The sequence below is a fragment of the Pseudomonas sp. B21-009 genome (genome assembly GCF_024749345.1).
Taxonomy (GTDB): Bacteria; Pseudomonadota; Gammaproteobacteria; order Pseudomonadales; family Pseudomonadaceae; genus Aquipseudomonas.
The window spans coordinates 3,264,790-3,290,759 of sequence record NZ_CP087199.1 but is presented as its reverse complement, the minus strand read 5'-3'; the positions used below and the strand labels follow the sequence as shown (position 1 = coordinate 3,290,759).

Here is a 25,970-nt window from a genome sequence, read left to right as displayed (position 1 = left end):
AAAGGCGTTTAGACTCGGAGTAGGAAGGGCTGGCAGAATGGCCGTTCCCGCGGAAAATAGAACGATTACTCGAAAATTCCGCCACACTCTTTCGTTTGCTTCCTTAGCTCGGGCGTCTTGAGATGATTCAACCAGCCTCAATCGATCAGCGCAGCTTTCGCAAGCTGCTGACCCGCAACATCGGCCTGCCCCTGGGGGTAGGGCTGCTCAGTGCGGTGGTGTTCGTGACGATCATCAGCTACCTGCTGTCGGCCATTCAATGGGTCGAGCACACCGACCGGGTGATCAACAACGCCAACGAGACGGTGAAACTGTCGATCGACATGGAAACCGGCATGCGCGGCTTCCTGATCACCGGCGAGGAGCGCTTTCTCGACCCCTATGAGGTGGCCAAGCCGCAGGTGATTGCCGGCATCAAGGGCCTGGAACAACTGGTGGCCGACAACCCGCAGCAGGTTGACCGCCTGCAGCGCCTGCTGGGCCTGCAGGATGAGTGGAACACCTTCGCCGCAAACATGATCAGCCTGCGCCGCGACAATGGTAATTTCCGCGAAGCCGTCGGCTCCGGACGGGGCAAGCGCCTGACCGACGAAATCCGCAAGGAATTCGACGCGTTCATTGCCATGGAGCATCAGCTGCGGGTGGCCCGCAACGAAACGGTGAATACCACCACCATTGTGTCGATTTCGGCATACCTGGTGTTTGTCATCCTGCTCAGTGGCCTGCTGGCCTACCTGGGCCGCCGCGACCTGCTGGCGCTGTCGGGCAGCTACGCCAGCGGCCTTGAGTCGCAGCAACGGGCCAACCAGCGCCTGGAGCGCCAGGCCTGGCTGCGTACCGGGCAGACCGAGCTGGCCGGCCAGGTATTGGGGCAACTGACCCTGCCGATGCTCGGCAACAACATCCTGCGCTTTTTTGCCGGTTACCTGGGCAGTGCCGTCGGCGCCATGTACGCCCGTGACGAGCACGGCGGCCTGCGCCGGGTGGCCACTTACGGCATGTCGGCCGAGCAGGCCGGGCAAGAGCAACTGGTCGGCAGCCACGAAGGCATTCTGGCCCAGGCGGTGATGCAGGAGCGCCTGTTGCGCCTGGACGAGTTGCCGGCTGACTACTTCAAGGTCAGCAGCGGCCTGGGCCAGGGCTTGCCGCGCAGCGTGCTGGTGATGCCGACCAGCAACGACGGGCAGATTAACGGCGTGGTTGAACTGGGCTTCTTGCGCAGCCTGGATGAACGCGACATCGAATTCCTCGAGCTGGTGGCCGGCAACATGGGCACTTCGATCGAGAGCGCCCGCTACCGCCAGCGCCTGCAGGAAGTGCTGGCCGAAACCCAGCAGCTCAACGAAGAGCTGCAGGTGCAGCAGGAAGAGCTGAAAACCGCCAACGAAGAGCTCGAAGAGCAATCGCGGGTGCTCAAGGAGTCCCAGGCGCACCTGGAAACCCAGCAGGCCGAGCTTGAGCAGACCAACGAGCAACTGGCCGAGCGCACCGAAGCCCTGGCCGAGCAGCGCGATGTGCTGGACCGCAAGAACGGTGAACTGAACCAGGCCCAGGTCGAGCTGCAGGAGCGCGCCGAAGAGCTGCAGCGCTCGAGCAAGTACAAGTCCGAGTTCCTCGCCAACATGTCCCACGAGCTGCGCACGCCGCTCAACAGCTCGCTGATCCTGGCCAAGCTGCTGGCCGAGAACGGCGAAGAGAACCTCACCGGCGAGCAGGTCAAGTTTGCCGAGTCGATCTACTCGGCGGGCAACGACCTGCTCAACCTGATCAACGATATTCTCGACATTGCCAAGGTCGAGGCCGGCAAGCTTGAAGTGCGCCCGGAAACCACCCACGTGGCGCGCCTGAGCGAAGGCCTGCGCAACTTGTTCGAGCCGCTGGCCAGCGAGAAGCAACTGAGCTTCACGGTGTCGGTCGAGCCGCAGGTGCCGGCGACCCTGTACACCGATCGCCAGCGCCTGGAGCAGATCCTCAAGAACCTGTTGTCCAACGCGGTGAAGTTCACCGAACGCGGCGAAGTCAGCCTCACTATCGGCTGGCAGCCCGGCGCCGGCATTGTCTTCTCGGTGCGCGACAGCGGCATCGGCATCGCCGCCGACCAGCAGCAGAGCATCTTCGAAGCCTTCCACCAGGCCGATGGCACCACCAACCGCCGGTATGGCGGCACCGGCCTGGGCCTGTCGATCTCGCGTGACCTGGCGCAGTTGCTGGGCGGGCAGATCAGTGTCGACAGCAGCCTGGGCCAGGGCAGTGTGTTCAGCCTGGTCCTGCCGGAACGCTACGAGCCGATTGTCGATCAGAGCCCGGTGCAGATCGTTCATCAGCCAGCGCGCCTGGTCAGCGCGCCGTTGCCGGCACCCGTTGCGCCTGCGCCGCTAGCACGCCCGGCGCCGAGCTTTGCCGACGACCGCGACAAGGCGCCGTTCAGCAACCGCTTGATCCTGGTGATCGAAGACGAGCCGAATTTCGCCCGTATCCTCTTCGACCTGGCCCACGAACTGGGCTACAGCTGCCTGGTGGCCCAGGCTGCCGACGAGGGCTTTGAACTGGCGGCGAGCTTCATTCCCGATGCGGTGTTGCTGGACATGCGCCTGCCGGACCATTCCGGTCTCACCGTGCTGCAGCGCCTTAAAGAGCAGGCCAGCACCCGGCACATTCCGGTGCATGTGATCTCGGTCGAGGACCGGGTCGAGGCGGCGCTGCACATGGGCGCCATCGGCTACGCGGTCAAACCCGCCACCCGCGAAGAACTCAAGCAGGTGTTCGCGCGCCTGGAAGCCAAGCTGACCCAGAAGCTCAAGCACATCCTGCTGGTCGAGGACGATGACCTGCAGCGCGAAAGCATTGCCCGCCTGATCGGCGACGAAGACATCGAGATCACCGCGGTGGGCATGGCCCAGCAGGCCCTGGACCTGCTGCGCGAGAATATCTACGACTGCATGATCATCGACCTCAAGCTGCCGGACATGCTCGGCAACGAGTTGCTCAAGCGCATGTCCGACGACGACATCCGCGCGTTCCCGCCGGTGATCGTCTACACCGGGCGCAACCTGACCCGCGAAGAAGAAGCCGACCTGCTCAAGTACTCGCGCTCGATCATCATCAAGGGCGCGCGCTCGCCCGAGCGCCTGCTCGATGAAGTGACGCTTTTTCTGCACAAAGTCGAATCCAAGCTGTCCCATGAAAGACAGCGCATGCTCAAGACCGCGCGCAGCCGCGACAAGGTCTTCGAGGGCCGCAAGCTGCTACTGGTGGATGACGATGTGCGCAATATCTTTGCCCTGACCAGCGCTCTGGAACACAAGGGCGCGATTGTCGAGATCGGGCGCAATGGCCGTGAAGCCATCGAGCGCCTGGAGCAGCACGAGGACATCGACCTGGTGCTGATGGACGTGATGATGCCGGAGATGGACGGCTACGAAGCCACCCGCCTGATCCGCAAGGACCCGCGCTGGCGCAAGCTGCCGATCATCGCCGTCACCGCCAAGGCGATGAAGGATGACCAGGAGCGTTGCCTGCAGGCCGGGGCCAATGACTACCTGGCCAAGCCCATCGACCTTGACCGGTTGTTCTCGCTGATCCGTGTCTGGCTGCCGCAACTGGAGCGAATTTGAGTATCGAACGCAACACCGACATTGAAATACGGCTGCTGATCGAGGCGATCTACCTCAAGTACAGCTATGACTTTCGCGATTACTCCGGCGCCTCGATCAAGCGCCGGATCCAGCACGCATTGCGCCAGTTCGACTGCAAGACCGTCTCGGCCCTGCAGGAGCGGGTGCTGCACGACCCGGGCATGTTCATGCAGTTGCTGCAGTTCCTGACCATCCCGGTCAGCGAGATGTTCCGCGACCCCGAGCACTTCCTTGCAGTGCGCCAGGAAGTGGTGCCGCTGCTGCGTACCTGGCCTTCGATCAAGATCTGGATCGCCGGTTGCAGCACCGGCGAGGAGGTCTATTCGATGGCCATCCTGCTGCGTGAAGAAGGCTTGCTGGAGCGCACCATCATCTATGCCACCGACATCAACCCCAGCTCCCTGGAGAAGGCCAAGCAGGGCATCTACAGCATGCACAACATGCGCCTGTACGGTGACAACTACCGCAAGGCCGGCGGGCGCGGTGAGCTCAGCGACTACTACACCTCGGCCTATGGCAACGCCATCGTCGACAGCAGCCTGCGCGACAACGTGACCTTCGCCGACCACAGTCTGGCCACCGACAGCGTGTTCTCCGAAACCCAGTTGATCTCCTGCCGCAACGTGCTGATCTACTTCAACAAGACCCTGCAGGACCGCGCGTTTGGCCTGTTTCACGAGTCATTGTGCCATCGCGGCTTTCTGGTGCTGGGCAGCAAGGAAACCCTGGACTTTTCGGCCTATGCCGACAAGTTCGAGGCGCTGGTCAAGCCCGAACGGATCTACCGCAAATCATGAACGGCGTTCAGGCGATTACCCTGGGCGCTTCGGCGGGCGGCGTCAGTGCCTTGCTCACGGTGTTTCATGCCTTGCCGCCGGCGTTTCGCATTCCGCTGCTGTGCGTGCTGCACTTGCCGGATGACCGGCGCAGCCACCTGGCCGAGGTCCTTGCCCGCAGGCTCAAGCGCCCGGTGCGCGAAGCGCGCGACAAGGAAGACATCGCCCCCGGCACCATTTATGTGGCCGGGCCCGGTTATCACCTGTCGGTGGAGCGCGACCACAGCCTGTCGTTGAGCCAGGAAGAGCGCGTGCATTTTTCCCGGCCTTCAATCGATTTCCTTTTCGAGTCGGCCGCCGATGCCTACGGCGCGAGCCTACTTGGCGTGCTGCTGACCGGTGCCAACGAGGACGGTGCCCGCGGCCTTGCCTGCATCAAGCGCCAAGGCGGCCGGACCATTGTCCAGGACCCGCTTGAAGCGCAAGTGTCGACCATGCCGCGTGCGGCGCTGGCCCTGCATCGGCCCGACTACATACTCCCTTTGAATGGCATCGGGCAACTGCTCGCCAGCCTGGAAGCCCCAGAATGCTAAGGCACATACAAGCAAAACTGCTGATCGTCGACGACCTGCCGGAGAACCTCCTGGCCCTGGAGGCGTTGATCAAAGGCGAAGACCGCGAGGTGCACCAGGCCCAGTCCGCCGACCAGGCCCTGGCGCTGCTGCTCGAGCACGAATTCGCCCTGGCCATTCTTGACGTGCAGATGCCCGGCATGAACGGCTTCGAGCTGGCCGAACTGATGCGCGGCACCGAGAAGACCAAGAACATCCCTATCGTCTTCGTCAGCGCCGCCGGGCGCGAAATGAACTATGCCTTCAAGGGTTATGAAAGCGGCGCGGTGGACTTCCTGCACAAGCCGCTGGACAGCCTGGCGGTGAAAAGCAAGGTGGCGGTGTTCGTCGACCTGTTCCGCCAGCGCAAGGCCCTCGGCCAGCAACTGGAAGCCCTGGAGCGCAGCCGCGAAGAGCAGGAACTGCTGCTGGCCCAGTTGCAGGTGACCCGCCGGGAGCTTGAGCACGCGGTGCGCATGCGCGATGACTTCATGTCGATCGTCTCCCATGAGGTGCGCACGCCGCTCAACGGCCTGATTCTGGAAACCCAGTTGCGCAAGCTGCACCTGGCCAAGGACAACGCCGATGCCTTTACCCTGGACAAGATGCGCGCCATGGTCGAGCGCGACGAGCGGCAGATCAACAGCCTGATCCGCTTGATCGAAGACATGCTCGACGTGTCGCGGATCCGCACCGGCAAGCTGTCGATCCGCCCAAGCCAGTTCGACCTCGGGCAACTGGTCGGCGGCTTGATCGAGAACTTCCAGGCCCAGGCCGCAGCTGCCGAGTCGCATATCGAGTTCAACGCCGGCGTGCCGCTGGCCGGCGTATGGGACGAGTTTCGCATCGAGCAGGTGGTCGCCAATCTGCTGACCAACGCCCTGCGCTATGGGGCGAAAAGCCCGGTGCAGGTGCGCACCTTCGAGGAAGGCGGCATGGCCTGCGTCGAAGTGCGCGACCACGGCATCGGCATCAGCGAGCATAACCAGCAGCGGATTTTCCAGCAGTTCGAGCGGGTTGCCTCCAGCCAGAGCAGCGCCGGCCTGGGCCTTGGCCTGTATATCTCCGAGCAGATTGTGCTGGCCCATGGCGGCAGCATCAGCGTGCACAGCATTGAGGGTGCGGGCGCGACTTTTACCGTGCGTCTGCCGCTGCCGCAATCGCTGCGGGAAAATGACCGGCACCAGGCAACCTCTGCCTGAGGCCGGGGTCGTATAGCCAAACAGCTGAATATTTTATCGAACAAGGCATTGGCATGAGTGAAGATGCGCAAGACGTAGTACTGGTGGTCGAAGACGAGCCAGTGATTCGCATGATTCTCGAGGACTACCTCAAGGGCGAGGGTTACCACGTGCTGGTGGCGGAGAACGGTGAGCAAGCTTTCAAGATTCTCGCGAGCAAGCCGCACCTGGACCTGATCGTCACCGATTTTCGTTTGCCGGGAGGAATCACCGGGGTGCAGATCGCCGAACCTGCGGTGAAGATGCGCCCGGACCTGAAGGTGATCTTCATCAGCGGCTACCCCGCGGAAATCCGCGAATCAGGCAGCCCGATCGCCTTCAAGGCGCCGATCCTGGCCAAGCCGTTCGACCTGAACAGCTTGCGCGAGCAGATTCAGGAGCAATTGCGCTAGGAGCCTGCTGACTCTTCCCACGCCATCCAGCATGGGTGGCTGATATTCCCCGCCGAGTAAAAAAGCGTCCGATAGCACCCTTGTGAGTCGCCACAGGGAGTCGGCGCATGCGCTTTATCGTTCGCAAGGGAGACGCCACCAGCACCGGTGGTGAAGTACGCAATGGCTGCGCAAAGCACCCGCTTGGCGGTCGGCCCATCGCCCGCATGGGCGACCCGGTGTATTGCCCTCGCTGCCAGCGTACCGGCGAAATTGCCCAGGGCAACCCGGCCTACCGGGTAAGCGGCCAGGCGGTGGCCGGCGAAGGTCACCTGGTGCGTTGCGCCTGCCCTTATGGCAGCCACACGCTGATTGCCAGCCAGCGGCGCGCACGCATGGGCCTGACCACCACCGGGCGATCGCTACCGCCCGCTATTGCCCTCGAAGAAGAGGAGGAAGAGGTCGAGGCAGACAATGGCGTCACCCTGCGTATTGGCGTGTTCTTTGATGGCACGGGCAACAACCTGGCCAACAGCGCCACCGTCGCCCAGTGTTTTGCCCGCGATGTAGAGCTGGCAGAGGACGCCGAGGAAGTGCGTCGCCATTGCGCCAGGTATGGCTATGACGGCCAGGGGAGTGTGCCGGATGACAGCTACGGCAATGACATGACCAATGTCGCGCGGTTGTATGAGTTGTATCAGGATCGGGTGTGGGGTGATGAACAGCAGGGCAGGCGCCAGGTGGTGCTCAAGGTCTATATCGAAGGGGTCGGCACTACGAGCGGGGGCAAGGATTCCGCTCTTTCTCAGGCAACCGGTCGATACGGGACAGGGGTGATTGCTCGGGCAGAACAGGCACATGCCGAGGTCTTGAATCAGGTCAACATTTGGTTTGATGAAAATCCTCAGGCAAAAGTATCCGAACTGCAATTTGACCTGTTTGGCTTCAGCCGAGGCGCTGCCGCGGCGAGGCACTTTGCTAACAGTCTTCACAGGGGCAAGCGCGGCGGTCTGGCAGCACGCTGGCCGGTGCGCGTCATACTTTCTGATGACTTCGACTGGAACTCAAAACGTCATTTGAACATTCAGTTTATTGGCCTGTTTGATTCTGTTGCAGCGATTGTTGCGGTTCTTCGCGGTAACTTCAGTCCGGCGAACGCTAACTACTCTGGTGTGGAAATGGGCCTCAAGGCAGGTGTTGCCCATAAGGTCGTACAACTGGTGGCAAGGGATGAGTGGCGCAAAAATTTCCCTCTGACCCGAACCGATAATGATATCGAGGTGCCTGGTGCGCACTCTGATGTCGGTGGAGGTTACCTGCCACGTATGCGAGAAAAAGTCTTGCTGTCCAGGCCGCGTAGCAGTGTCGAGCTACGTAGCCTGGCCAACGAACGGAGCCAGTCCTATCTAAAAGTACAGGAAGATTACTTGCGCAATCGCTCGAAGTGGGAACGCCTGAAGTTGCAAATGAACATAGTTACATGGTCGGTGGACCTGCCCTTTATTCCCAATCGAGACGCACACCCGTACAAGCGTGTATTTGCCTTTATTCGATGTGAGCGCGATGTGTTTGCCGATTTATCGTGGGTCTATTTGCGCATTATGCGCGAACTTGGCATACGAAGTGGTGTGCCGTTCCATGAAATTGGTGATCAACCGGACTTGCCCGATGAGCTTCAGGGGATTGCAGCGAAACTGACCGCTTATGCGCTAGGCGATCGGGCCAGTACTGGGCTCACCCCTGATGAAGAGACATTATTGCGTACTCGATACATTCATCTGTCCAGCCATTGGAACCCCCTGGGTTATCTAGTACGCGACAGCACAGAAGTGGTGTTTATCCATAGGCCGAATGCAAACGGTCAACGCACGGTATTACCCAATGAGTAGTACCTGGCGAGTCGTGCTGCTGCTCACTGCTTTGCTGCTTGCAGGGTGTGCAGGTCAAGACAGTACTCGGCTGCCTGCTGGCCCATGGTATTTGGGTTTTGTGGCGCCTACCCACATGGCCGTGTGGATTGAGACTGCCGATGTGCTGGACATTAAGGGCCGCGGGTTCAGACGAGTCATGGGCGGGAACGCCAGAATGGATTTTACATTCAAGCCTGAGGATGGTTGGTCAACGCGCACGGGAGTGGGGTCGGGAAAATATGTATCGGGGAGTGATCTACCCAAGTTGATTTATGTACGCTGGCAATCATTGGCCGAAGCACAGACCTACGAAGTAGTCATTGAGATTCCTGAGGCAACGCGCCACAGCATGTTGAAACCTGAGCGCGCCTATTGTCCTTTGAATGATCGAGTCATCGATAACTACCGTACATACGTGACCATCGGCCTGGCCCCTGGCGGTGTCGCCCAAACCTGGCTGCGTGGAGTTTGCCTTGAGCGCATCAAGGTGACTCGAACGGTCGGTCGCATAGTGCCACTGGGACCGGACCTGGGGCGCTCCAGCGTTGGCTACCTACCCCTGGAACCCGAATCCCAAGCCTACATCGACGCCCACGGTATCCCCTATGGCGCCTGGTAAGTCAGGCCATCGAGTTCAGGCTTTCACCGCGCAGGGTCCGCTCGATTCCGCCCAGCAGCATGCTTTCCATCAGCGCCAGGCCCTGGGCCTGGGGCAGTTGCGAGGTTTGCAGCCAGCCGGGCAGGCTGTTGAGCAGGTTGGCGATGACATGGGCGGTGGCTTGCAGTGCCTTGCCGTGCAGAGTTGCCTTGGGCGCCAGCAGGCGCAGCAGGGCGCTTTCATACTGTTGACGCAGTTGGCCGATGCGCGCTTGCTGCTCGACACTCAAACAGCACAGGTCACGCTCGGCCAGGCGAAACTGCAGCGGCCGCTCGGTATGCAGGCTCCAGTGCGCGGCAATCACCTCGCCGAGGGTCTGTTGCTGGCTGCGCCGCCCCGGGTTAAGGGTGGCCAGCAGCTCCTCGAACAACTCCTCGATGAGGTCGAACAGCAAGTGCTGCTTGCTCGGGAAGTGGTGGTACAAGGAGCCTGCAGTCAGGCCCAGGTGGGCGGCCAGTTCGCGCATGCTGACCTGGCCGAAACCCTTCTCGGCGAACAGCTCCAGGGCCTTGTCACGCCGCTCCTCAAAGTTCGCACAACGCAAAGCGGCGTCCATGGCAGGGCTCCCTAGTAGGTGAAAAAGCCGCGACCGCTTTTACGCCCCAGGTAGCCGGCGGCAACCATTTCCTTGAGCAGCGGAGCAGGGCGGTACTTGCTGTCGTTGTAACCTTCGTGGAAGGCTTCGATGATCGCCAGCAGGGTGTCGAGGCCGATCAGGTCGGCCAGGGCCAGCGGGCCGATCGGCTGGTTGCAGCCAAGGCGCATGCCGGTGTCGATGTCTTCGGCGCTGGCCAGACCTTCCTGGAGCACGAAGATCGCCTCGTTGATCATTGGCACCAGGATGCGGTTGACCACAAAGCCCGGGCGATTGCCGGCGCTGATCGGGGTCTTGCCGACCTTTTCGGTCAGGGCCAGGGCCTTGGCGTAAGTGGCGTCACTGGTTTGCAGGCCGCGGATGATCTCGACCAGGGCCATCATCGGCACCGGGTTGAAGAAGTGCACGCCAACAAAGCGCTCCGGCTGGCTGACCGCCGCGCCCAACTGGGTGATCGACAGCGACGAGGTGTTGGTGGCGATCACGCACTGGTCGCTGACGCTGGCGGCGATCTGCTTGAGGATGCGCAGCTTGAGCTCGAGGTTCTCGGTGGCCGCCTCGATCACCAGTTCGGCCTGTTGCAGTTGCGCGTAGTCGGTGCTGGTGCGGATGCGTGCCACGGCGGCTTCGGCATCTTCTGCGGCCAGGGTCTGCTTGCTGACCTGGCGCTCGAGGTTCTTGCGCAGGGTGGCCAGGCCGCGCTCCAGGGCGGCGTCGGAAACGTCGATCAAGGTGACCTGGTAACCGGCAACCGCACAGACTTGGGCAATGCCATTGCCCATGGTGCCGGCACCGATTACTGCAATGTTCTGAATACTCACTTTTAAATCCTTGCTCAGACGCGTTCGAAGACGATGGCGATACCCTGGCCGCCGCCGATGCACATGGTTGCCAAGGCGTAGCGGCCCTGGATGCGCTGCAGTTCATGAATGGCCTTGGTGGCGATGATCGCCCCGGTGGCGCCGACCGGATGGCCGAGGGAGATGCCCGAGCCGTTGGGGTTGACCTTTTCCGGGTCGAAGCCCAGTTCACCGGCAACCGCGCAGGCCTGGGCGGCAAAGGCTTCGTTGGATTCGATCACGTCGAGGTCGGCAACGCTCAGGCCGGCCTTGTCGAGCACCTTGCGGGTCGCCGGTACCGGGCCCAGGCCCATCAGCTCAGGTTCGACGCCGGCGTGTGCGTAGGCCACCAGGCGTGCCAGCGGCTGCAGGTTGTGGCGCTTGACGAAGTCACCTGTGGCCAGCACCAGGGCGCCGGCGCCGTCGTTCAGGCCGCTGGCATTACCGGCGGTGACCGTACCGTCCTTCTTGAACACCGCCTTCATGCCGGCCAGTTGCTCTGCGGTGACTTCGCCACGCACATGTTCATCCACCTCGAAACGCACCGGGCCTTTGCGGCTGGGGATCTCGATCGGCACGATCTGGCTGGCGAAGCGGCCCTCGGCGATGGCGCGGGCGGCGCGGCGCTGGCTGGTCAGGGCCAGTTCGTCCTGCATCTGGCGGGTGATGCCATTGCGTTCGGCGACGTTTTCCGCGGTGATACCCATATGAAAGCCGGCGAACGGGTCGTGAAGGATGCCGAGCATATAGTCGATGCCCTGCAGGTCACCCATGCGTGCGCCCCAGCGGGCTTGCGGGAGCAGGTAAGGGCCGCGGCTCATGGATTCGGCGCCAGCGGCGACCACTGCTTCAGCGTCGCCCAGCAGCAGGCTTTGCGCCGCCGAGACAATGGCCTGCAGGCCCGAGCCACACAGGCGGTTGACGTTGAACGCCGGGGTTTCCTTGGGAATGCCGGCGTTCATGGCCGCTACCCGCGCCAGGTAGGCGTCGCGCGCCTCGGTCGGAATCACGTTGCCCATGACCACATGGCCGATCTGCTCGGGGGCAACGCCTGCACGTTCGATGGCGGCACGGGTCACGCTGCTGGCCAGGTCCGCCAGGGGCAGGTCCTTGAGGGCGCCGCCGAAGCTGCCGATGGCCGAGCGTACAGCGCTGACTACATAGATGTCCGGGGTATTCATGATCGACTCCAGTGTGCGAAAGCGTGGCGGGGCAGGCCCGGCGTCTGCCAGAATGCTGCCCGCAGCCACCTTCAGGTTGGCTTCGAGTCTAGGCAAAGCCTGCGTACGGGCCTATGCCATAACTGTCCAGTGACACTGGTATTTTTTGCCACACCCTTGCGGAATCCGCCATGCGGGAAAACGATACAGTCGCCGTCTATTTCGTCCATACCATGCTCCATGCCCTGCGCGCGCAACCGGCGCGGGCGGCGGCGCTGCTGGTCGAAGCCGGAATCGACCCGGCGGTGCTCCAAGCGCCTGGCGCACGGGTGCCGGCGCCCGCGTTTGCACGCCTGTGGTTGCTGCTGATCGAGACCCTTGACGACGAATTCTTCAACCTCGACAGCCATGGCATGCCGTTGGGCAGCTTTGCCCTGATCTGCCGCGGGCTGATCCAGGAGCCGAACCTGGAAAGGGCGCTGCGCCAGTGCCTGAACAACTTTGCGTTGTTCCTGCGTGATATTCGAGGGCAGTTGACGATCAAGGGTGGGCGCGCGGTGATCAGCCTGCGCACTGGCATCGAAGATCCGCTGACCCGGGTCTACGCCGAGGAAACCTTTCTCGCCCTGGTGATCAGCCTGGCGTGCTGGCTGGTCGGGCGACGCGTGGTCATCGATCGAACGGCACTGGCCGACACACGCCCGGCCCAGGACGATGACCCGTTGCTGTGGGGCGCCAACGTGCAGACGGGCGGTGGCCGTACCGAGATCGAGTTTGCCGCCGATTACCTGCGCCTGCCGGTGGTCCAGGACCTGGCGGCGCTGAAGACCTTCCTGCGCAGCGCACCGCAGTGGCTGGTGATTCGCTACCGCAACCAGAATGGCCAGGTGGCTCAGGTGTACCGTTATCTGCGTGCCCGTCAGTACGGCCAGTGGCCGACCCTGCTGGCCATGGCCGAACGCCAGGGCCTGAGCCCCAGCAGCTTTCGCCGCCAGCTGGAGCGCGAGGGCCGTTCGTACCAGCAGATCAAGGATGAAGTGCGTCGGGCCATGGCCTTTGAGTGCCTGCGCCAGACGCACCTGAGTATTGCCGAAGTCGCCGAGCACACCGGCTTCCAGGAGCCCAGTGCGTTCCACCGGGCGTTCAAGAAATGGACCGGCGAGAGCCCCGGCAGTTACCGCCAGCGCATGCTCAGTCCCGCAGCTGCGCTGCCAGTTGCTTGACCCTTACCAGATCGCCACCGGCAACCTTGGCCACGCCCTTGCCATAGGCAGGGTCGGCCTTGTACAGGTACGCGAGGATGAGGTGCTTGCTTTCGTCGTCGCTGCTGGCCAATGAGCCACCGAAGCTATTGATCAGGTCGCGGCGGTCGTTGGCGCTATAGGAGCGGAACAGCTCGCCGGCCTGCTTGAAGTTCTGCTGACGCTCGATGCCTTGCTGCTGGGTGCTGCCGCTCAAGGGTTGCTGGCTGTAACGTGCCGACTCGGTCGAGGGGCGTGGCATCAGGCGGCTGGGCTCGTAGTTGACCCCGCTGACACTACGCGCGCTGTTGAGGGCACCATCCTGATTGGCGTTATTGATCCTGACCCTGGGCTGATTGATTGGCAAACCGGCGGCATTGGCGCCGACCCGGTACATCTGGGTGTCGGCATAGGAGAACAGCCGGCCTTGCAGCAGGCGGTCTTCCGAAGGCTCGATGCCCGGCACCAGGTTGGACGGCGCCAGGGCCACCTGCTCGGTTTCCTGGAAGAAGTTGCCGACATTGCGGTTGAGTACCATCTGCCCGACTTTTTGTTCAGGCACATCTGGCCAGATCTTCGTCGGGTCCAGTGGGTCGAAGTCAAAACCGGCGAGCTGCTCGGGCTTGAGCGTCTGGATATACAGGTCCCACTTCGGATGATCACCACGATTGATCGAATTGACCAGGTCGTTGGTCATGTGGCTGAAGTCATGCCCCTGAATCTTGGTCACTTCGCCAGGGCTCAGGTTTTTCTGACCTTGTAGGGTTTTCCAGCGAAACTTCACGTAGGTGATTTCACCGTCGCGGTTGACGAACTTGTAGGCATGCACGCTGTTGCCATCCATGTGCCGGTAGCTCAGCGGCGTGCCTTCGTTGGAGTAGAGCAACGTCAGGGTGCGGGTGGCTTCGGGCATGTGCGAGAGCAGGTCGAAGCGGCGGGCGTCGTTGCCAAGGTTGGTGCGCGGGTCGGGCTTGAAGGCGTGAACCATGTCCGGGAACTTGATGGCATCACGAATGAAGAAGGTCGGGAAGTTATTGCCGACCAGGTCCCAGTTGCCATCGGTGGTGTAGAAACGTGTGGCAAAGCCGCGCGGGTCGCGCAGGGTTTCCGGGGAATGAAGGCCGTGCGCCACCAAGGAGAAGCGCACGAACACCGGGGTTCGCTCCCCCGGGGTAAATACCTTGGCCTGGGTCAGTGCGGAAATATCGGCGCTGGCGGTGAACTCGCCATGGGCACCGGCACCGCGGGCATGCACCACACGCTCAGGCACCCGCTCGCGGTTAAAACGCTGCAGCTTCTGGATCAACTGCACGTCCTGCAGCAGGGTGGGGCCGGTACTGCCAGCGGTCTGCGAGTTCTGGTTGTCGCCCACCGGGGCGCCATTGTCGCGAGTTAGCGGGGCGGCGAATGCCGTGCCGGCAATCAATACGGCCGAGGCGAGTACGCCCAGGGTAAAGCCTGAAAAACGTCGGGTGCTCATGGTGACTGTCCTGTCATGGGTTAGAGCAGCCGATGATAGAAACGGCAGGACACTAGCCCCAGATGGGCTTTCTTCAAGCAGTGTCGGACTTCTCCGGAACTGCTGGGTGACTCTGCACCGGTCCCCGGCACTGTTGCAGTGCCGGGTTGTTACGGTCGTCCTACAGCATTTGTTTGAGCAGTTGTTGCAAGTGCGCCTGACCTGCGTTGTCGAGGGCAAACACCGGCCGCCGCGGCTCACCCACCAGCAAACCGGTCATGCCCAGACCGGCCTTGATGGTTGCCGGCAGGCCACCTTTGAGGATGAACTCCAGCAGCGGCAGTTGACGGTAGAACACCGCCTTGGCTGTGCTCAGGTCGTTGGCCTGGACGGCCTGGTACAGCTGCTGGTTGAGCGCCGGGATCAGGTTCGCAGCGGCGGTGCACCAGCCGCTGGCGCCGGCCACGAAGGCTTCCAGGGCCAGCGGGTTACAGCCGTTGTAGAATGGCACCTTGCCTTCACCCAGTAGCTGCAGCTTGTGCATGCGCTGGATGTCGCCGGTGCTCTCCTTGACCATGGTGACGTTTTCGACCTCGCGCACGATGCGCAGGATCAGCTCCACCGACATGTCGGTACCGCTGGTGGCCGGGTTGTTGTAGAGCATGATCGGCAGCTCGATGCTGGCGCCGATGGCCCGGTAGTGCTCGAGTATCTCCTCCTCGGTGAGCTTCCAGTAGGCGGCCGGCAGCACCATCACCGCGTCGGCGCCGTGTTCCTGGGCAAAGCGCGCGCGGCGAATGGCACCGGCGGTGGTCAGGTCGGAGACGCTGACGATGGTCGGTACTCGCCCGGCGATCTGACGCAGGCTGAAGGCGGCTACCTGCTGCCATTCCAGATCGCTCAGGTAGGCGCCTTCGCCGGTGCTGCCCAGTGGCGCAATGGCGTGAACGCCACCCTCGATCAGGCGCTCGATCGAGCGGCCCAGGGCCTCGAGGTCGAGCTGTTCGCCGTCGGCGCTGAACGGGGTGATGGTGTAGCCGATGATGCCGTGAAAAGTCTTGGACATGAAATTTACTCCGCAAGGTCAGTGACAGGCTTGGTTCAGTTCAGGCAGTCGCCATGTACCCGCAGGCATTGGCGCGCATAGTAGTTGAAGGCGGCGCTGTGGCGCTTGGGCCGGGAGATCCAGTCGTGGGCTTCACGACCCAGCTCAGGGGCGATCGGCTTGATGCTGCCGGCGGCCATGGCCAGCAGTTGCAGCTTGGCGGCGCGTTCGATTAGCTGGGCAATCACGCAGGCTTCCTCGATGCTGGCACCGGTCGACAACTGGCCGTGGTGCGACAGCAGGATGGCGCGCTTGTCGCCAAGGGCGGCACTGATGATCTCGCCTTCTTCGTTGCCCACCGGCACGCCGGGCCAGGCCTCGAGGAACGCGCAATCGTCGTACAGCGGGCAGAGGTCCATGTGCGAGACCTCAAGTGGCACTTCCAGCATCGACAGGGCGGCGACGTGGGTCGGGTGGGTGTGGATGATGCAGTGCACATCCGGGCGGGCACGGTACACCCAGCTGTGGAAGCGGTTGGCCGGGTTGGGCATGCCCTGGCCTTCGAGCACGTCCAGGTCTTCGTTGACCAGCAACAGGTTGCTGGCGGTGATTTCGTCGAAACCCAGGCCCAGTTGCTGGGTGTAGAAGGTGCCTGGCTGCGGGCCGCGGGCGCTGATCTGCCCGGCCAGGCCGGAGTCGTGGCCGTTGTCGAACAGAATCCGGCAGGTCAGTGCCAGCTTTTCGCGCACAGTCCACGTATTATCGGCAAGCGAGCCTTGCATCTGCTTAAGGGCCTGCTGGATCAGTTGGTCCTTGGGGAGTGCCATTGTCTTGGCCATGGGGCTATCCTCGGTGGCGTGATGGAGTGTCACGGCTGGCCCACCCCGGTTGCTTGGAAGGTGACGGGGTGGTCAATCGCATTACACAATAAAGGCTATATGACACAAGGTGTCATTAGCAAGAAAATACTTGCCCATGGCATTGGGAAAATCGCGTCACATGTCTATCCGATTGAAACTGTTGAGAAAAAAACTGGGTATTACCCTGGAGGCGCTGGCTGAAACGGCTGGCATGACCAAGAGTTACCTGTCCAAGGTCGAGCGCGGCTTGAATACGCCCTCCATCGCTGCAGCGTTGAAGCTGGCGCGTGCCTTGAACGTCAATGTCGAGGAGCTGTTTGCCGAAGACCAGCCAGGCCAGGCCCGCTACAGCCTGGTGCGCAGCCATGAACGCCAGGCGGTGTCGGGGCAGGGGCCGGGTTATTCGGTGCTGGCCAAGCAGATCGGCAGCCGCAGCCTGCTGCCGTTCATCATCAGCCCGCCGCCGGAGTTCAGCGATGCCTCGTTCAAGGAGCACCTGGGCGAAGAGTTTCTGTTCGTCCATGAAGGCCAGGTCGAGGTCGACTTCATGAACGAGCGGGTGATCCTCGAGCGTGGCGATGCCCTGTATTTCAACGCCCAGACCCCGCACCGCCTGCGTTCGTTGGGGCCGGTGCAGGCCCAGTTACTGGTGGTGGTGCACGACGCCGAGGGCTGAAGCCTATGCACGCAAATTCGCGATTCTGGCGTGACCCGGCGCTGCCCTTCGTTGAAGTGCGCAGCGTCGCCGATGGTCGCAAGGTCTGTTACGCGGCGCATTCGCACGAGAGTTTCTCGATTGGTGCGATTACCGCAGGGCGCAGCACCTACATCAGTGGCGATCGCCAGCAGCAAGTGGCTGCCGGCACCGTGGTGCTGATGAACCCCGGAGTGGTGCACACCTGCAATCCCATCGCGGGCGAGCCCTGGTCCTACCTGATGCTGTTCATCGACTGGGCCTGGTTGCAGGGCCTGGGTTTCTCGCCGCTGGCGGCTGTCAGCAGCACCGAGGCGGGGCTGTTCGATGATTTGCTGCAGCTGTTTGCCATGCTGCTGGATGAGCAGCAGCCGCCAGTTGGCAAAGAGGCGGCACTGCGAGTGTTTTGCAGCGCACTGAGCCTGCGCCTGGGCGAAAGCGCAAGCGCGCTGGGCCAGGGCGACCCGCGCCTGCTGGCCGCAGCCGAATTCATCCGCGCGCACTGCACCGAGCCTTTGCGCCTTGAAGACATCAGCCGCGCTGCCGGCTTGTCCGCGTCCTACCTGATCCGTGCGTTCAAGCAGCAGTTCGGCTTGACGCCCCATGGCTACCTGCTCGATCAACGGGTGCAGTATGCCCGTGCCCAGTTGCGCCGCGGGCGGTTGATTGCCGAGGTGGCACTGGAGGCAGGTTTTGCCGACCAGGCGCACTTGCAGCGAGCCTTCAAGCGCCACCTGGCGGCGACGCCTGGGCACTATCGTTCAGCCCACTAGCAGGTACAGCGCGCTGGCCAGCAACAGCAGCGCCAGGCAGCGGTTGAACCGGCGCATACGCTGGGCATTGCTCAGGGAGTGGCTGATTGCACTGCCGGCCCAGGCCCAGCTGGCAATCGACAGAAAACAGATTACCAGGTAGATCGCGCTGAGCTGCCACAACCGGCGGCTATCGCCCTCGCCGACATAGGCGCCGATGCCGGCCACACAGGCCAGCCAGGCCTTGGGGTTGAGCCATTGCAGGGTGGCGCCGGCGAGCACCGAGGGCGCGCCCGTAGCGCCGCCAGCGCCCAGTTCGCCGTTGTCGCTGGCCAGTTTCCAGGCCATGTACAGCAAGAACACCACGCCGGCCCAGTGCAACACTTGGGTCATGGCCGGCCAATGGCGCAACAACTCGTGCAAGCCAAGGCCGATCAGCACCAGCAGCAGGACAAAGCCGAGGGTTGCGCCGCTGACATGCCGCAAGCTGGCGCGAAAGCCGTGGCGGGCGCCGGCGCTGAGGGCGACGATATTGACCGGGCCGGGGGAGATTGAGGCGGCCAGGGCGAAGGCGGCCATTGATAACATCAGGCTCATGAGGGGTATCCAGCAGTGGAAGACCGACACAGCCTAAGGCGCGGCGAATGGCCGGGTATTGAAGAAAATTACCCTGGATATCTTCAAGCAATGGTTACAGGTGCTTGGCGTGCAGCCTGGTTTTTCCCTGATTGCTCGCAGAGCAAGATGTAATCACTTTCAAGCACAGGCAGTGATCATCATGTACAACGCTCATCAATCCTTGTTGCACCAGACCGTGCTGGTGCTCGGCGGCGCCAGCGGTATCGGCGCGGCGGTAGCGCGCCAGGCCAGGGCACGTGGTGCACGGGTCATCGTTGCCAGCCGCCAGGCGGTAAGCCCGGGTGAGGGGATCGAGGCATGTGTTGCCGATATCACCGATACCCGGGCGCTGCAGGCGCTGTTTGCCGGCGTTGGCACCGTCGATCATCTGGTCATCAGCGCTGGCCCCGCCGTGCAGGCCAGGCCCCTGGCGCAGAGCGACCTGCAACTGGCGCGCGAGGCTTTCGAGGTGAAGTTCTGGGGCGCCTTGCAGGCGATCCAGCTGGCGTTGCCGCACCTTTCTGCGCACGCCAGCATCAGCCTGACCTCGGGGTTGCTGTCACGCAAGTTCGTCGCCGGGCAGATGATCAAGACCACCCTCAATGCGGCGCTCGAAGCCCTGGCCAGGCAACTGGCCAAGGAGCTGGCGCCACGCCGGGTCAACGTTGTCAGCCCGGGGCTGACCGAAACCGAAGCCTACGCCGGGATGGACGGCGAAGCGCGGCAGGCGATGTTCGCCCGCGCCGGCGCGGGCCTGCCGGTCGGACGGGTGGGGGCGGCGGATGAAGTGGCGGCCGGGTATCTGCTGGCCATGGAGAACGGCTTCATGACCGCCAGCGTCATTGATATCGATGGTGGTGGGTTGATCTAGGCAGTTGTGGGAACGGGCGGGTACAGAATTTGAAATAGTTTCGCGCTGTGAGAAAAGCCTGCTGCAATTGTAGGATCACATCCCCAATTGATTTCAGGTTGATATGACTTCGTTCTCGGAGCCTCCCAGTACCCGGCCGTCCCGGCCATTCTCCCGTCCTTGCGACGTTTTCCGCCCGTTCTCGCACATGAGTAATCGCCCATGGAATGGCTAGCCGACCCCACGGCCTGGCTGGGCCTTGCCACGCTGATTGTGCTGGAACTGGTACTGGGTATCGACAACCTGGTGTTCATCGCCATCCTCGCCGACAAACTGCCGCCCCATCAGCGCGACCGCGCGCGGGTGATCGGCCTGTCGCTGGCGCTGATCATGCGCCTGGGCCTGCTGGCCAGTATCTCGTGGATGGTGACCCTTACCGCGCCGCTGTTCGAGGTGTTCGGCAAGAGCTTCTCCGGGCGCGACCTGATCATGCTCTTCGGTGGTGTGTTCCTGTTGTTCAAGGCCACCATGGAGTTGCACGAGCGCCTCGAAGGCCACGTTGCGCAGAACACCGGCAGTGTGCGCCATGCCGCGTTCTGGCCGATCGTCGCGCAGATCGTGGTGCTCGATGCAGTGTTCTCCCTCGACGCGGTGATCACCGCCGTGGGCATGGTCGAAGAGTTGTCGATCATGATGATCGCGGTGATCTTCTCCATCGGCATCATGATCGTTGCCAGCAAGCCGTTGACCCGCTTCGTCAACAATCACCCGACGGTGATCATGCTGTGCCTGGGCTTCTTGATGATGATCGGCTTCAGCCTCACCGCCGAGGGCCTGGGCTTTCATATTCCCAAAGGCTACCTGTACGCGGCCATTGGCTTCTCGATTCTGATCGAGCTGTTCAACCAGCTGGCCCGGGCGCGGCGCAAGCGCAGCCTGCAGCAACACCGGCCGCTGCGTGAGCGCACCGCCCACGCGGTCCTGCGCCTTTTGGGCGGGCGCCGGGTCGAGGCTGATGATGTCGGCGAGGAGATTGCCGACCTGGTCGAAGGTGGCGAAGAACAGGTGCTGTTCGACCGCCGCGAGCGGGTGATGATCAGCGGCGTGCTGAACCTGGCCGAACGGCCGATCAAGACGGTGATGACGGTGCGCGCCGAGGTCGATGCCATCGACCTGGCGCAGCCGGCCGAGGCGATTCGTACCGCACTGATGCATTCGTCCTACTCGCGCCTGCCGTTGATTCGAGACGGGCGTATTGAAGAACCGCTGGGCTTCGTGCACAAGAAGGAGCTGCTCAAGGAACTGCTGGCCGGTAATCAGCCTGACCTCGAGAGCCTGGCCCGGGCGCCGGTGAACCTGCTGGAGAGTTTCAGCATCCTCAACGCACTGGAACAGATGCGCAGCCAGTCGACGCACATCGCCTTCGTGGTCAACGAGTTCGGTGATTTCACCGGGGTGCTGACCATGACCGACATCCTTGAGTCCATCGCCGGTGAACTGCCCGATGCCAGTGAGGTGGAAGGCCCGGGCATCGTCGAGGACGGCCACGGCTTTGTCGTCAGCGGCGCCCTGAACCTCAGCCAGATCCAGGCACGCACCGGTTTTGCCGCCAAGCCCACCGAGGACTACCAGACCCTCGCCGGCCTGGTCATGAGCCTGCTCGATCGCTTGCCGATGGTCGGCGACAGCCTGGTGTGGAACAACTGGCAAATGACCGTGGTCGCGGTGGAGGAGCGCCGCGTGCGCCAGGTGCGCCTTACACCGAACGCCGCCGTTGACGCAGCAGGTGCCTGACGCCTTCGGCGATCAATACCAGCACCGCCAGCCAGATCGGCAGGTAGGTCAGCCACTGGTCGGGGCCGATGGTCTCGCCCAGCAGCAGGGCCACGGCCACCAGCAGCACCGGCTCGACATAGCTGAGCAGGCCGAACAGGCTGAAGGCCAGCAGGCGGCTGGCCAGCACATAGCAGATCAGCGCCAGGGCGCTGATCACCCCAAGCAGCGGGATCAGGCCGTACAGCCCCGGATGCGCGGCCAGGTCCTGGGCTGACAGCGGCCCCTGGATGACAAAGTACAGCGCCGCCGGCAGCAGCAGGCACATGTCGGCCCACAAACCGCCGAGGTGATCGGTCGCGCATTTGCGCCGCAGCACGAAGTACAGCGGGTAGCCTGCGGCGACCAGCAAGGTCTCCCAGGCAAAGCTGCCGTGCTGGTAGAGCTCATGGCCGACACCGGTCATCGCGCAGGCTACCGCGACTTTCTGCAGCCGCGACAATTGTTCGCCATACACCAGGCGGCCGGTCAGGACCATGGTCAGCGGCAACAGGAAGTAGCCCAGCGACACTTCCAGGCTGCGTCCGTGCAACGGCGCCCAGAGGAACAGCCAGAGCTGCACGCCCATCAATGATGAAGTACCCAGCAAGCCGAGCAACAGCAGCGGCGTGCGCCTAACCCGCGCGAGCAAGCCGGTGACCAGCGGCCAGTCGCGGGTAAACAGCATGAACAGGGTAACGCAGGGCAAGGTCAGGAGCATGCGCCAGCCGAACACCTCCTCGCCATCGAGCGGGGTGAGCAGCGAGGTGTAGTAGTACATCACGGCAAACAGGAACGAGGCCGTGACCGATGTAATGATGCCTTTTGACACAAATGCCTCGGTTACAGAAGAAAACAGAGCGGGGAACCCGCCATGATCTCAGGGCGCAGGCCTAAACGGCAACCTTCGCGACCTGCGGCGCGGTTTCGGCCTGGGCCGCCAGGGCGGCGACAAAGTCCTCGATCGGCATCGGCCGGGCAAACAGGTAACCCTGCTGGAAATCGACATTGTGGCGCGCCAGGTAATCGCGCTGGGTTTCGTTCTCGACGCCTTCGGCGACGATGCCCAGCTCAAGCTTGGCCGACAGTTCGATAATGCTGTCGAGAATGTGCAGCGACAACGCATCGACCCCGATCAGGGCGACGAAGCTTTGGTCAATCTTCAGGTAATCGACCTTGAACTGGCGCAAGTAGCTGAGGCTGGACTGGCCGGTGCCAAAGTCGTCGATGGCGATCATCACCCCCAGTTCGTGGAGTTTGCCGAACAGCGTCTGGGTAACTTCGCTGGGGGCAATAAGCTTGCGTTCGGTCAGCTCCAGGGTCAGCAATACCCGGCCAGGCGGGAAGGCGCCGAGAAAGGCCCGGCAGTCGTCGTACAGGGCCAGGTCCTGGCAATGATCGGCGGTGATGTTGATGCCGACATGAAAACCCTCGCCCATCAATGCTGCATGCGGCGCCAGCAATTGCGCAGTGCGCTGCATGAGCATGCGCGTCATCGGTACGATCTGGCCGCTGTGCTCGGCGTAGGGAATGAACAGGTCGGGGCGCACCAGACCGTCGCGCGGGTGCTGCCAGCGCATCAGCACTTCGGCGCCGGCCCAGCGGTAGTCGCCCTTGCGCACCACTGGCTGGAAGTACGGCAAGAACTCGTAGGCTTCCATGGCCCGCTGCAGCTCGGCCCGTGGTGAGCTGGCACGGCGCAGCATCCAGCGGCATACGGTACCGGCAATCACCCCGAGAAACACCAGCAGGCCGAACAGCGCAGGGTATTCATCGCGCATTACCTGGCCGACCTTGCCTGGCGCATAACCGCTGTGGATCGAGAACGGGTAGTGGCTGGAGGTCAGGCGCACTGGCGCGACCTCAGCGGCGGGGGCGATCCCTTCATGGACCAGGCCGTCCTTGCCCATCCAGTAACGGCCCACCTGTAGCAGCAACTGGGTCTGCGGGCCGATCAGGCGCAGGGCGGTCAGCAGGTGGTCACCATCGACGGTAGTGATGGCGCCGCGCTCGCCTTCATAGACCCGATACACCAGCAATGGGTGGCCAGGAGTCACCGAGTTGCCGTTCATCAGCCAGAGCTTGCCGTCTACATAGTCGCTGGCATTGACCGGTTCGCTGTAGGGGCCGAACAGCGAGCTGCAATACAGCTCGTTGCGGTACACCAGGTTGGTCGAGCGTACGAACGAGCGGCGGGTGACCTGGTCGCGCAGGGCCAGTTTCTCTTCCACGCACGGCATTCCGGCCAAGGGCAGCAACGACCTGGCCGCGCCAGAAATGTTGTCGAGGATCAGCTCTACCTGGGCCACCACTTGCTGCGCGGTGGCGCGGCTGCGGGCGTCCAGCTCGCGCTGGGCCTGCAGGTGCATGATCAGCAGCCCGCACAGCACCGGCACCGCGCCCACTACCCAGGGCAGCAGGGCACGCAGGGTCCAGCGTCCGGGGCGTTTTACCGTGAGCGGCATGGCAGCTAACCTGTACAAGCGGAGGGAAGTAAACGGCTGTGTGCCAAGGATAGCCGTTCGTCGCCGCCCGGGCGTCAACTAAAGTGCGGACAAAACGGTTTACGCACTGTAGAATCCCGTTACGCATACAATAATAAGGTTCTCCACCTTCGGGGAATCAACCCGCCGAGAATGGGTCCATATGAAGTGTCATGGGTTCAAGCTGATCTATGGTGACTACCTCGCCAGAAGTGTGAGGGGCATCTCTTGCGCGCCACCACGCCTGCTCGACATCGATAGCAATTAACGACCGTTATTTACCCGCTTTGATGATGAGGAAACGAGCATGGCTGATATCTTTGAAAACCCGATGGGCCTGATGGGCTTTGAATTCATCGAGTTCGCATCGCCGACCCCGGGCGCCCTGGAACCGATCTTCCAGATCATGGGCTTCACCAAGGTGGCTACCCACCGTTCCAAGGACGTGCACCTGTACCGCCAGGGCGGTATCAACCTGATCCTGAACAACGAACCGAAAAGCGTCGCCTCGTACTTTGCCGCCGAGCATGGTCCGTCGGTGTGCGGCATGGCCTTCCGTGTGCGTAACGCCCACGAAGCCTACGCCCGCGCCCTCGAGCTGGGCGCCCAGCCGGTCGAGATCGAAACCGGGCCGATGGAGCTGCGTTTGCCGGCGATCAAGGGCATTGGCGGTGCGCCGCTGTACCTGATCGACCGTTTCGAGGAAGGCAGTTCGATCTATGACATCGACTTCAACTTCATCGAAGGTGTCGATCGTCACCCGGTCGGTGCGGGCCTGAAGATCATCGATCACCTGACCCACAACGTCTACCGCGGGCGCATGGCCTACTGGGCCGGCTTCTACGAGAAGCTGTTCAACTTCCGCGAAATCCGTTACTTCGACATCAAGGGCGAATACACCGGCCTGACCTCCAAGGCCATGACCGCGCCGGATGGCATGATCCGTATCCCGCTGAACGAAGAGTCGTCCAAGGGCGCCGGGCAGATCGAAGAGTTCCTCATGCAGTTCAACGGCGAGGGCATCCAGCATGTGGCCTTCCTCAGCGACAACCTGCTCGAGAGCTGGGATGCCCTGAAAAAGCTCGGCATGCGCTTCATGACCGCGCCGCCAGACACCTACTACGAGATGCTCGAAGGGCGTCTGCCGGGCCATGGCGAGCCGGTCGGCGAACTGCAGGCCCGTGGCATCCTGCTCGATGGTTCCTCCGAGGCCGGTGACAAGCGTCTGCTGCTGCAGATCTTCTCCGAAACCCTGATGGGCCCGGTGTTCTTCGAGTTCATCCAGCGCAAGGGAGACGACGGCTTCGGCGAAGGCAACTTCAAGGCCCTGTTCGAGTCGATCGAGCGTGACCAGGTCCGTCGTGGTGTACTCAGTACCGACTGATCCGGACCGTCACTGAAAAAGGCCATTGAGCAAACGCTCAATGGCCTTTTTCATGGTGGAGCTCACGCTGTTTTTCGTCGTTGCCTGAACAGCCCCCAGTAGGCCACGGCGCAGGTGATGATGCCGACCAGAAGCAGGGAAGGTGCTGTGGAGGCCATGGCCTGGCTGAGCATCTTGCGGGTGTGGCCATCGGGGTAGCCGGCGTGGACGGTGTAGCCGTACTTCTCCGAGACCATGCGCTGGCTGTTTTCTTCATGGTTGGGTACCTGCTTGGCGCTGCCACTGCCGGTTGCCCAGACAAAATCGCTGCCGAACTGCAGGGCCAGGACAATGGCGTTCTTGAAGCCCTGCAGTTCTGTTTGCAGGGAGCGCGCATCGCTGATGGCGATGACGCCCATGGGATATTCCTGCAGGCGGTAGTGCAGCACCGGCATGTCCGGGGTGATTTCGTTGCGCGAGTCCAGGCGCAGGCGCTGGTTGAAGTAGCTGCCCGGGTCGATTGCCGTGTCGATGCTGCCGAGCAGGGTGCTGCAGTAGGCACGGTTTTCTCGGGTCAGCACCAGCGAGCGCACGCTTGGCTGCCTCAGCGCTTCCTGGCGCAGAGTCGGGAGGATTTTCTCGCAGGGTTGCCCGACCAACCCGAGCACAGCATTGCTGGAGCCGTGCATGGCATCGAAGACCCGGTCGATAGCATAGATAGCCTCGACCACAGACACCTCGGCGGTTTCTTCCTGCTTACGCTCGACCTGCAGGGCCAACACCAGAAGGCCACAGGCCACGGGCGCCAGGCCGATCAGCAGGGTTATCAGAAACTCGAGCAGGCTGCGGCCGGCAAGACGGGTTGGAGCCATGAGTGCACCTCTATGCTGAACAAGAGCCCGACCTTCCTGGTCGGGTGACACTCGTCAGCATAAAGAGCGCAATCAGCGGCGGATGTAGGCCGTGTTTACCCTCGGCGAAGTACCTATCGGCAAGC

The 25,970-nt window shown here is 62.5% G+C and carries 23 protein-coding genes; 13 read left to right on the top strand and 10 right to left on the bottom strand.

Going from position 1 to position 25,970, the window contains the following annotated elements; all coding sequences use genetic code 11:
* The first annotated feature begins 122 nt into the window (after positions 1 to 122).
* The 7 genes from LOY34_RS14985 to LOY34_RS14955 all read left to right on the top strand — a co-directional run bounded on the left by LOY34_RS14985 (position 123) and on the right by LOY34_RS14955 (position 9,163).
* The gene (locus LOY34_RS14985) at positions 123 to 3,614 is read left to right on the top strand and encodes a response regulator (RefSeq protein WP_195884330.1); all 3,492 of its coding nucleotides are present in this window, start codon (positions 123 to 125) and stop codon (positions 3,612 to 3,614) included.
* Positions 3,611 to 4,432 carry a protein-glutamate O-methyltransferase CheR gene (locus LOY34_RS14980; RefSeq protein ID WP_045198052.1) on the top strand — a complete coding sequence of 274 codons (822 nt, stop codon included), beginning with the start codon at positions 3,611 to 3,613 and terminating at the stop codon, positions 4,430 to 4,432. Before LOY34_RS14985 ends, LOY34_RS14980 begins: the two co-directional genes overlap by 4 nt.
* Positions 4,429 to 5,004 (top strand): chemotaxis protein CheB, encoded by a 576-nt coding sequence (locus tag LOY34_RS14975; protein ID WP_195884329.1) that lies wholly within the window; start codon positions 4,429 to 4,431, stop codon positions 5,002 to 5,004. Before LOY34_RS14980 ends, LOY34_RS14975 begins: the two co-directional genes overlap by 4 nt.
* A complete protein-coding gene (locus LOY34_RS14970; RefSeq protein WP_045198057.1) occupies positions 4,998 to 6,224 on the top strand; it encodes a hybrid sensor histidine kinase/response regulator in 1,227 nt (408 codons plus the stop codon). The genes LOY34_RS14975 and LOY34_RS14970 overlap by 7 nt, the downstream gene beginning before the upstream one ends.
* A 53-nt stretch (positions 6,225 to 6,277) precedes the next feature.
* A complete protein-coding gene (locus LOY34_RS14965) occupies positions 6,278 to 6,655 on the top strand; it encodes a response regulator (protein WP_093381910.1) in 378 nt (125 codons plus the stop codon).
* A 107-nt stretch (positions 6,656 to 6,762) separates the two neighbouring features.
* Positions 6,763 to 8,523: a PAAR domain-containing protein gene (locus LOY34_RS14960; RefSeq protein ID WP_258663408.1), complete on the top strand. Its 1,761-nt coding sequence runs from the start codon at positions 6,763 to 6,765 to the stop codon at positions 8,521 to 8,523.
* Complete coding sequence (locus LOY34_RS14955) at positions 8,516 to 9,163, top strand: DUF2931 family protein (RefSeq protein ID WP_195884327.1); 648 nt, start codon at positions 8,516 to 8,518, stop codon at positions 9,161 to 9,163. Before LOY34_RS14960 ends, LOY34_RS14955 begins: the two co-directional genes overlap by 8 nt.
* A gap of 1 nt (position 9,164) precedes the next feature.
* Here the strand turns inward: LOY34_RS14955 and LOY34_RS14950 are convergent, their stop codons facing one another.
* Genes LOY34_RS14950 through LOY34_RS14940 form a run of 3 tightly spaced genes read right to left on the bottom strand, consistent with a single transcriptional unit; the run spans position 9,165 to position 11,817 of the window.
* A complete protein-coding gene (locus LOY34_RS14950) occupies positions 9,165 to 9,758 on the bottom strand; it encodes a TetR/AcrR family transcriptional regulator (RefSeq protein ID WP_195884326.1) in 594 nt (197 codons plus the stop codon).
* A gap of 11 nt (positions 9,759 to 9,769) precedes the next feature.
* On the bottom strand, positions 9,770 to 10,618 hold the full coding sequence (locus LOY34_RS14945; protein WP_195884325.1) for a 3-hydroxybutyryl-CoA dehydrogenase: 849 nt from the start codon (positions 10,616 to 10,618) through the stop codon (positions 9,770 to 9,772).
* Positions 10,619 to 10,632: 14 nt separating this feature from the next.
* Positions 10,633 to 11,817, bottom strand: a complete 1,185-nt coding sequence (locus tag LOY34_RS14940; protein ID WP_045198067.1) for an acetyl-CoA C-acyltransferase family protein — start codon at positions 11,815 to 11,817, stop codon at positions 10,633 to 10,635.
* A gap of 170 nt (positions 11,818 to 11,987) precedes the next feature.
* On the opposite strand from LOY34_RS14940, the gene LOY34_RS14935 reads away from it, so the two are divergent.
* The gene (locus LOY34_RS14935; protein ID WP_195884324.1) at positions 11,988 to 13,019 is read left to right on the top strand and encodes an AraC family transcriptional regulator; all 1,032 of its coding nucleotides are present in this window, start codon (positions 11,988 to 11,990) and stop codon (positions 13,017 to 13,019) included.
* Here LOY34_RS14935 and LOY34_RS14930 read toward each other — a convergent pair.
* From LOY34_RS14930 to LOY34_RS14920, 3 genes are all read right to left on the bottom strand, one after another.
* On the bottom strand, positions 12,988 to 14,517 hold the full coding sequence (locus LOY34_RS14930; RefSeq protein WP_195884323.1) for a catalase: 1,530 nt from the start codon (positions 14,515 to 14,517) through the stop codon (positions 12,988 to 12,990). The genes LOY34_RS14935 and LOY34_RS14930 overlap by 32 nt on opposite strands.
* A 160-nt stretch (positions 14,518 to 14,677) precedes the next feature.
* The gene (locus LOY34_RS14925) at positions 14,678 to 15,562 is read right to left on the bottom strand and encodes a dihydrodipicolinate synthase family protein (RefSeq protein ID WP_195884322.1); all 885 of its coding nucleotides are present in this window, start codon (positions 15,560 to 15,562) and stop codon (positions 14,678 to 14,680) included.
* Positions 15,563 to 15,597: 35 nt separating this feature from the next.
* On the bottom strand, positions 15,598 to 16,380 hold the full coding sequence (locus LOY34_RS14920; protein ID WP_195884321.1) for an aldolase: 783 nt from the start codon (positions 16,378 to 16,380) through the stop codon (positions 15,598 to 15,600).
* Positions 16,381 to 16,540: 160 nt separating this feature from the next.
* On the opposite strand from LOY34_RS14920, the gene LOY34_RS14915 reads away from it, so the two are divergent.
* Together LOY34_RS14915 and LOY34_RS14910 are read left to right on the top strand one after the other, a co-directional pair.
* On the top strand, positions 16,541 to 17,077 hold the full coding sequence (locus LOY34_RS14915; protein ID WP_045198076.1) for a helix-turn-helix domain-containing protein: 537 nt from the start codon (positions 16,541 to 16,543) through the stop codon (positions 17,075 to 17,077).
* A gap of 5 nt (positions 17,078 to 17,082) precedes the next feature.
* Positions 17,083 to 17,868: an AraC family transcriptional regulator gene (locus LOY34_RS14910; RefSeq protein WP_195884320.1), complete on the top strand. Its 786-nt coding sequence runs from the start codon at positions 17,083 to 17,085 to the stop codon at positions 17,866 to 17,868.
* Here the strand turns inward: LOY34_RS14910 and LOY34_RS14905 are convergent.
* Positions 17,857 to 18,444, bottom strand: a complete 588-nt coding sequence (locus tag LOY34_RS14905; RefSeq protein WP_258663400.1) for a LysE family translocator — start codon at positions 18,442 to 18,444, stop codon at positions 17,857 to 17,859. The genes LOY34_RS14910 and LOY34_RS14905 overlap by 12 nt on opposite strands.
* A gap of 181 nt (positions 18,445 to 18,625) precedes the next feature.
* Between LOY34_RS14905 and LOY34_RS14900 the strand changes: the two genes are divergently transcribed.
* A complete protein-coding gene (locus LOY34_RS14900) occupies positions 18,626 to 19,336 on the top strand; it encodes an SDR family oxidoreductase (protein WP_195884318.1) in 711 nt (236 codons plus the stop codon).
* A 201-nt stretch (positions 19,337 to 19,537) separates the two neighbouring features.
* Complete coding sequence (locus LOY34_RS14895) at positions 19,538 to 21,109, top strand: TerC family protein (protein ID WP_195884317.1); 1,572 nt, start codon at positions 19,538 to 19,540, stop codon at positions 21,107 to 21,109.
* Here the strand turns inward: LOY34_RS14895 and rarD are convergent.
* Both rarD and LOY34_RS14885 read right to left on the bottom strand, forming a co-directional pair.
* Positions 21,072 to 21,959, bottom strand: a complete 888-nt coding sequence (rarD, locus tag LOY34_RS14890; protein WP_045198084.1) for an EamA family transporter RarD — start codon at positions 21,957 to 21,959, stop codon at positions 21,072 to 21,074. The two genes, LOY34_RS14895 and rarD, sit on opposite strands and share 38 nt — an antisense overlap.
* A gap of 61 nt (positions 21,960 to 22,020) precedes the next feature.
* Positions 22,021 to 23,592 (bottom strand): EAL domain-containing protein, encoded by a 1,572-nt coding sequence (locus tag LOY34_RS14885; protein ID WP_258663397.1) that lies wholly within the window; start codon positions 23,590 to 23,592, stop codon positions 22,021 to 22,023.
* Between the two features lie 325 nt (positions 23,593 to 23,917).
* Between LOY34_RS14885 and hppD the strand changes: the two genes are divergently transcribed.
* Positions 23,918 to 24,994: a 4-hydroxyphenylpyruvate dioxygenase gene (gene hppD, locus LOY34_RS14880; protein ID WP_123566094.1), complete on the top strand. Its 1,077-nt coding sequence runs from the start codon at positions 23,918 to 23,920 to the stop codon at positions 24,992 to 24,994.
* Between the two features lie 62 nt (positions 24,995 to 25,056).
* Here hppD and LOY34_RS14875 read toward each other — a convergent pair whose 3' ends face one another.
* Entirely contained in the window at positions 25,057 to 25,845 is a 789-nt protein-coding gene (locus LOY34_RS14875) for a CSS-motif domain-containing protein (protein WP_195884315.1), read from the bottom strand.
* Positions 25,846 to 25,970: the final 125 nt, after the last annotated feature.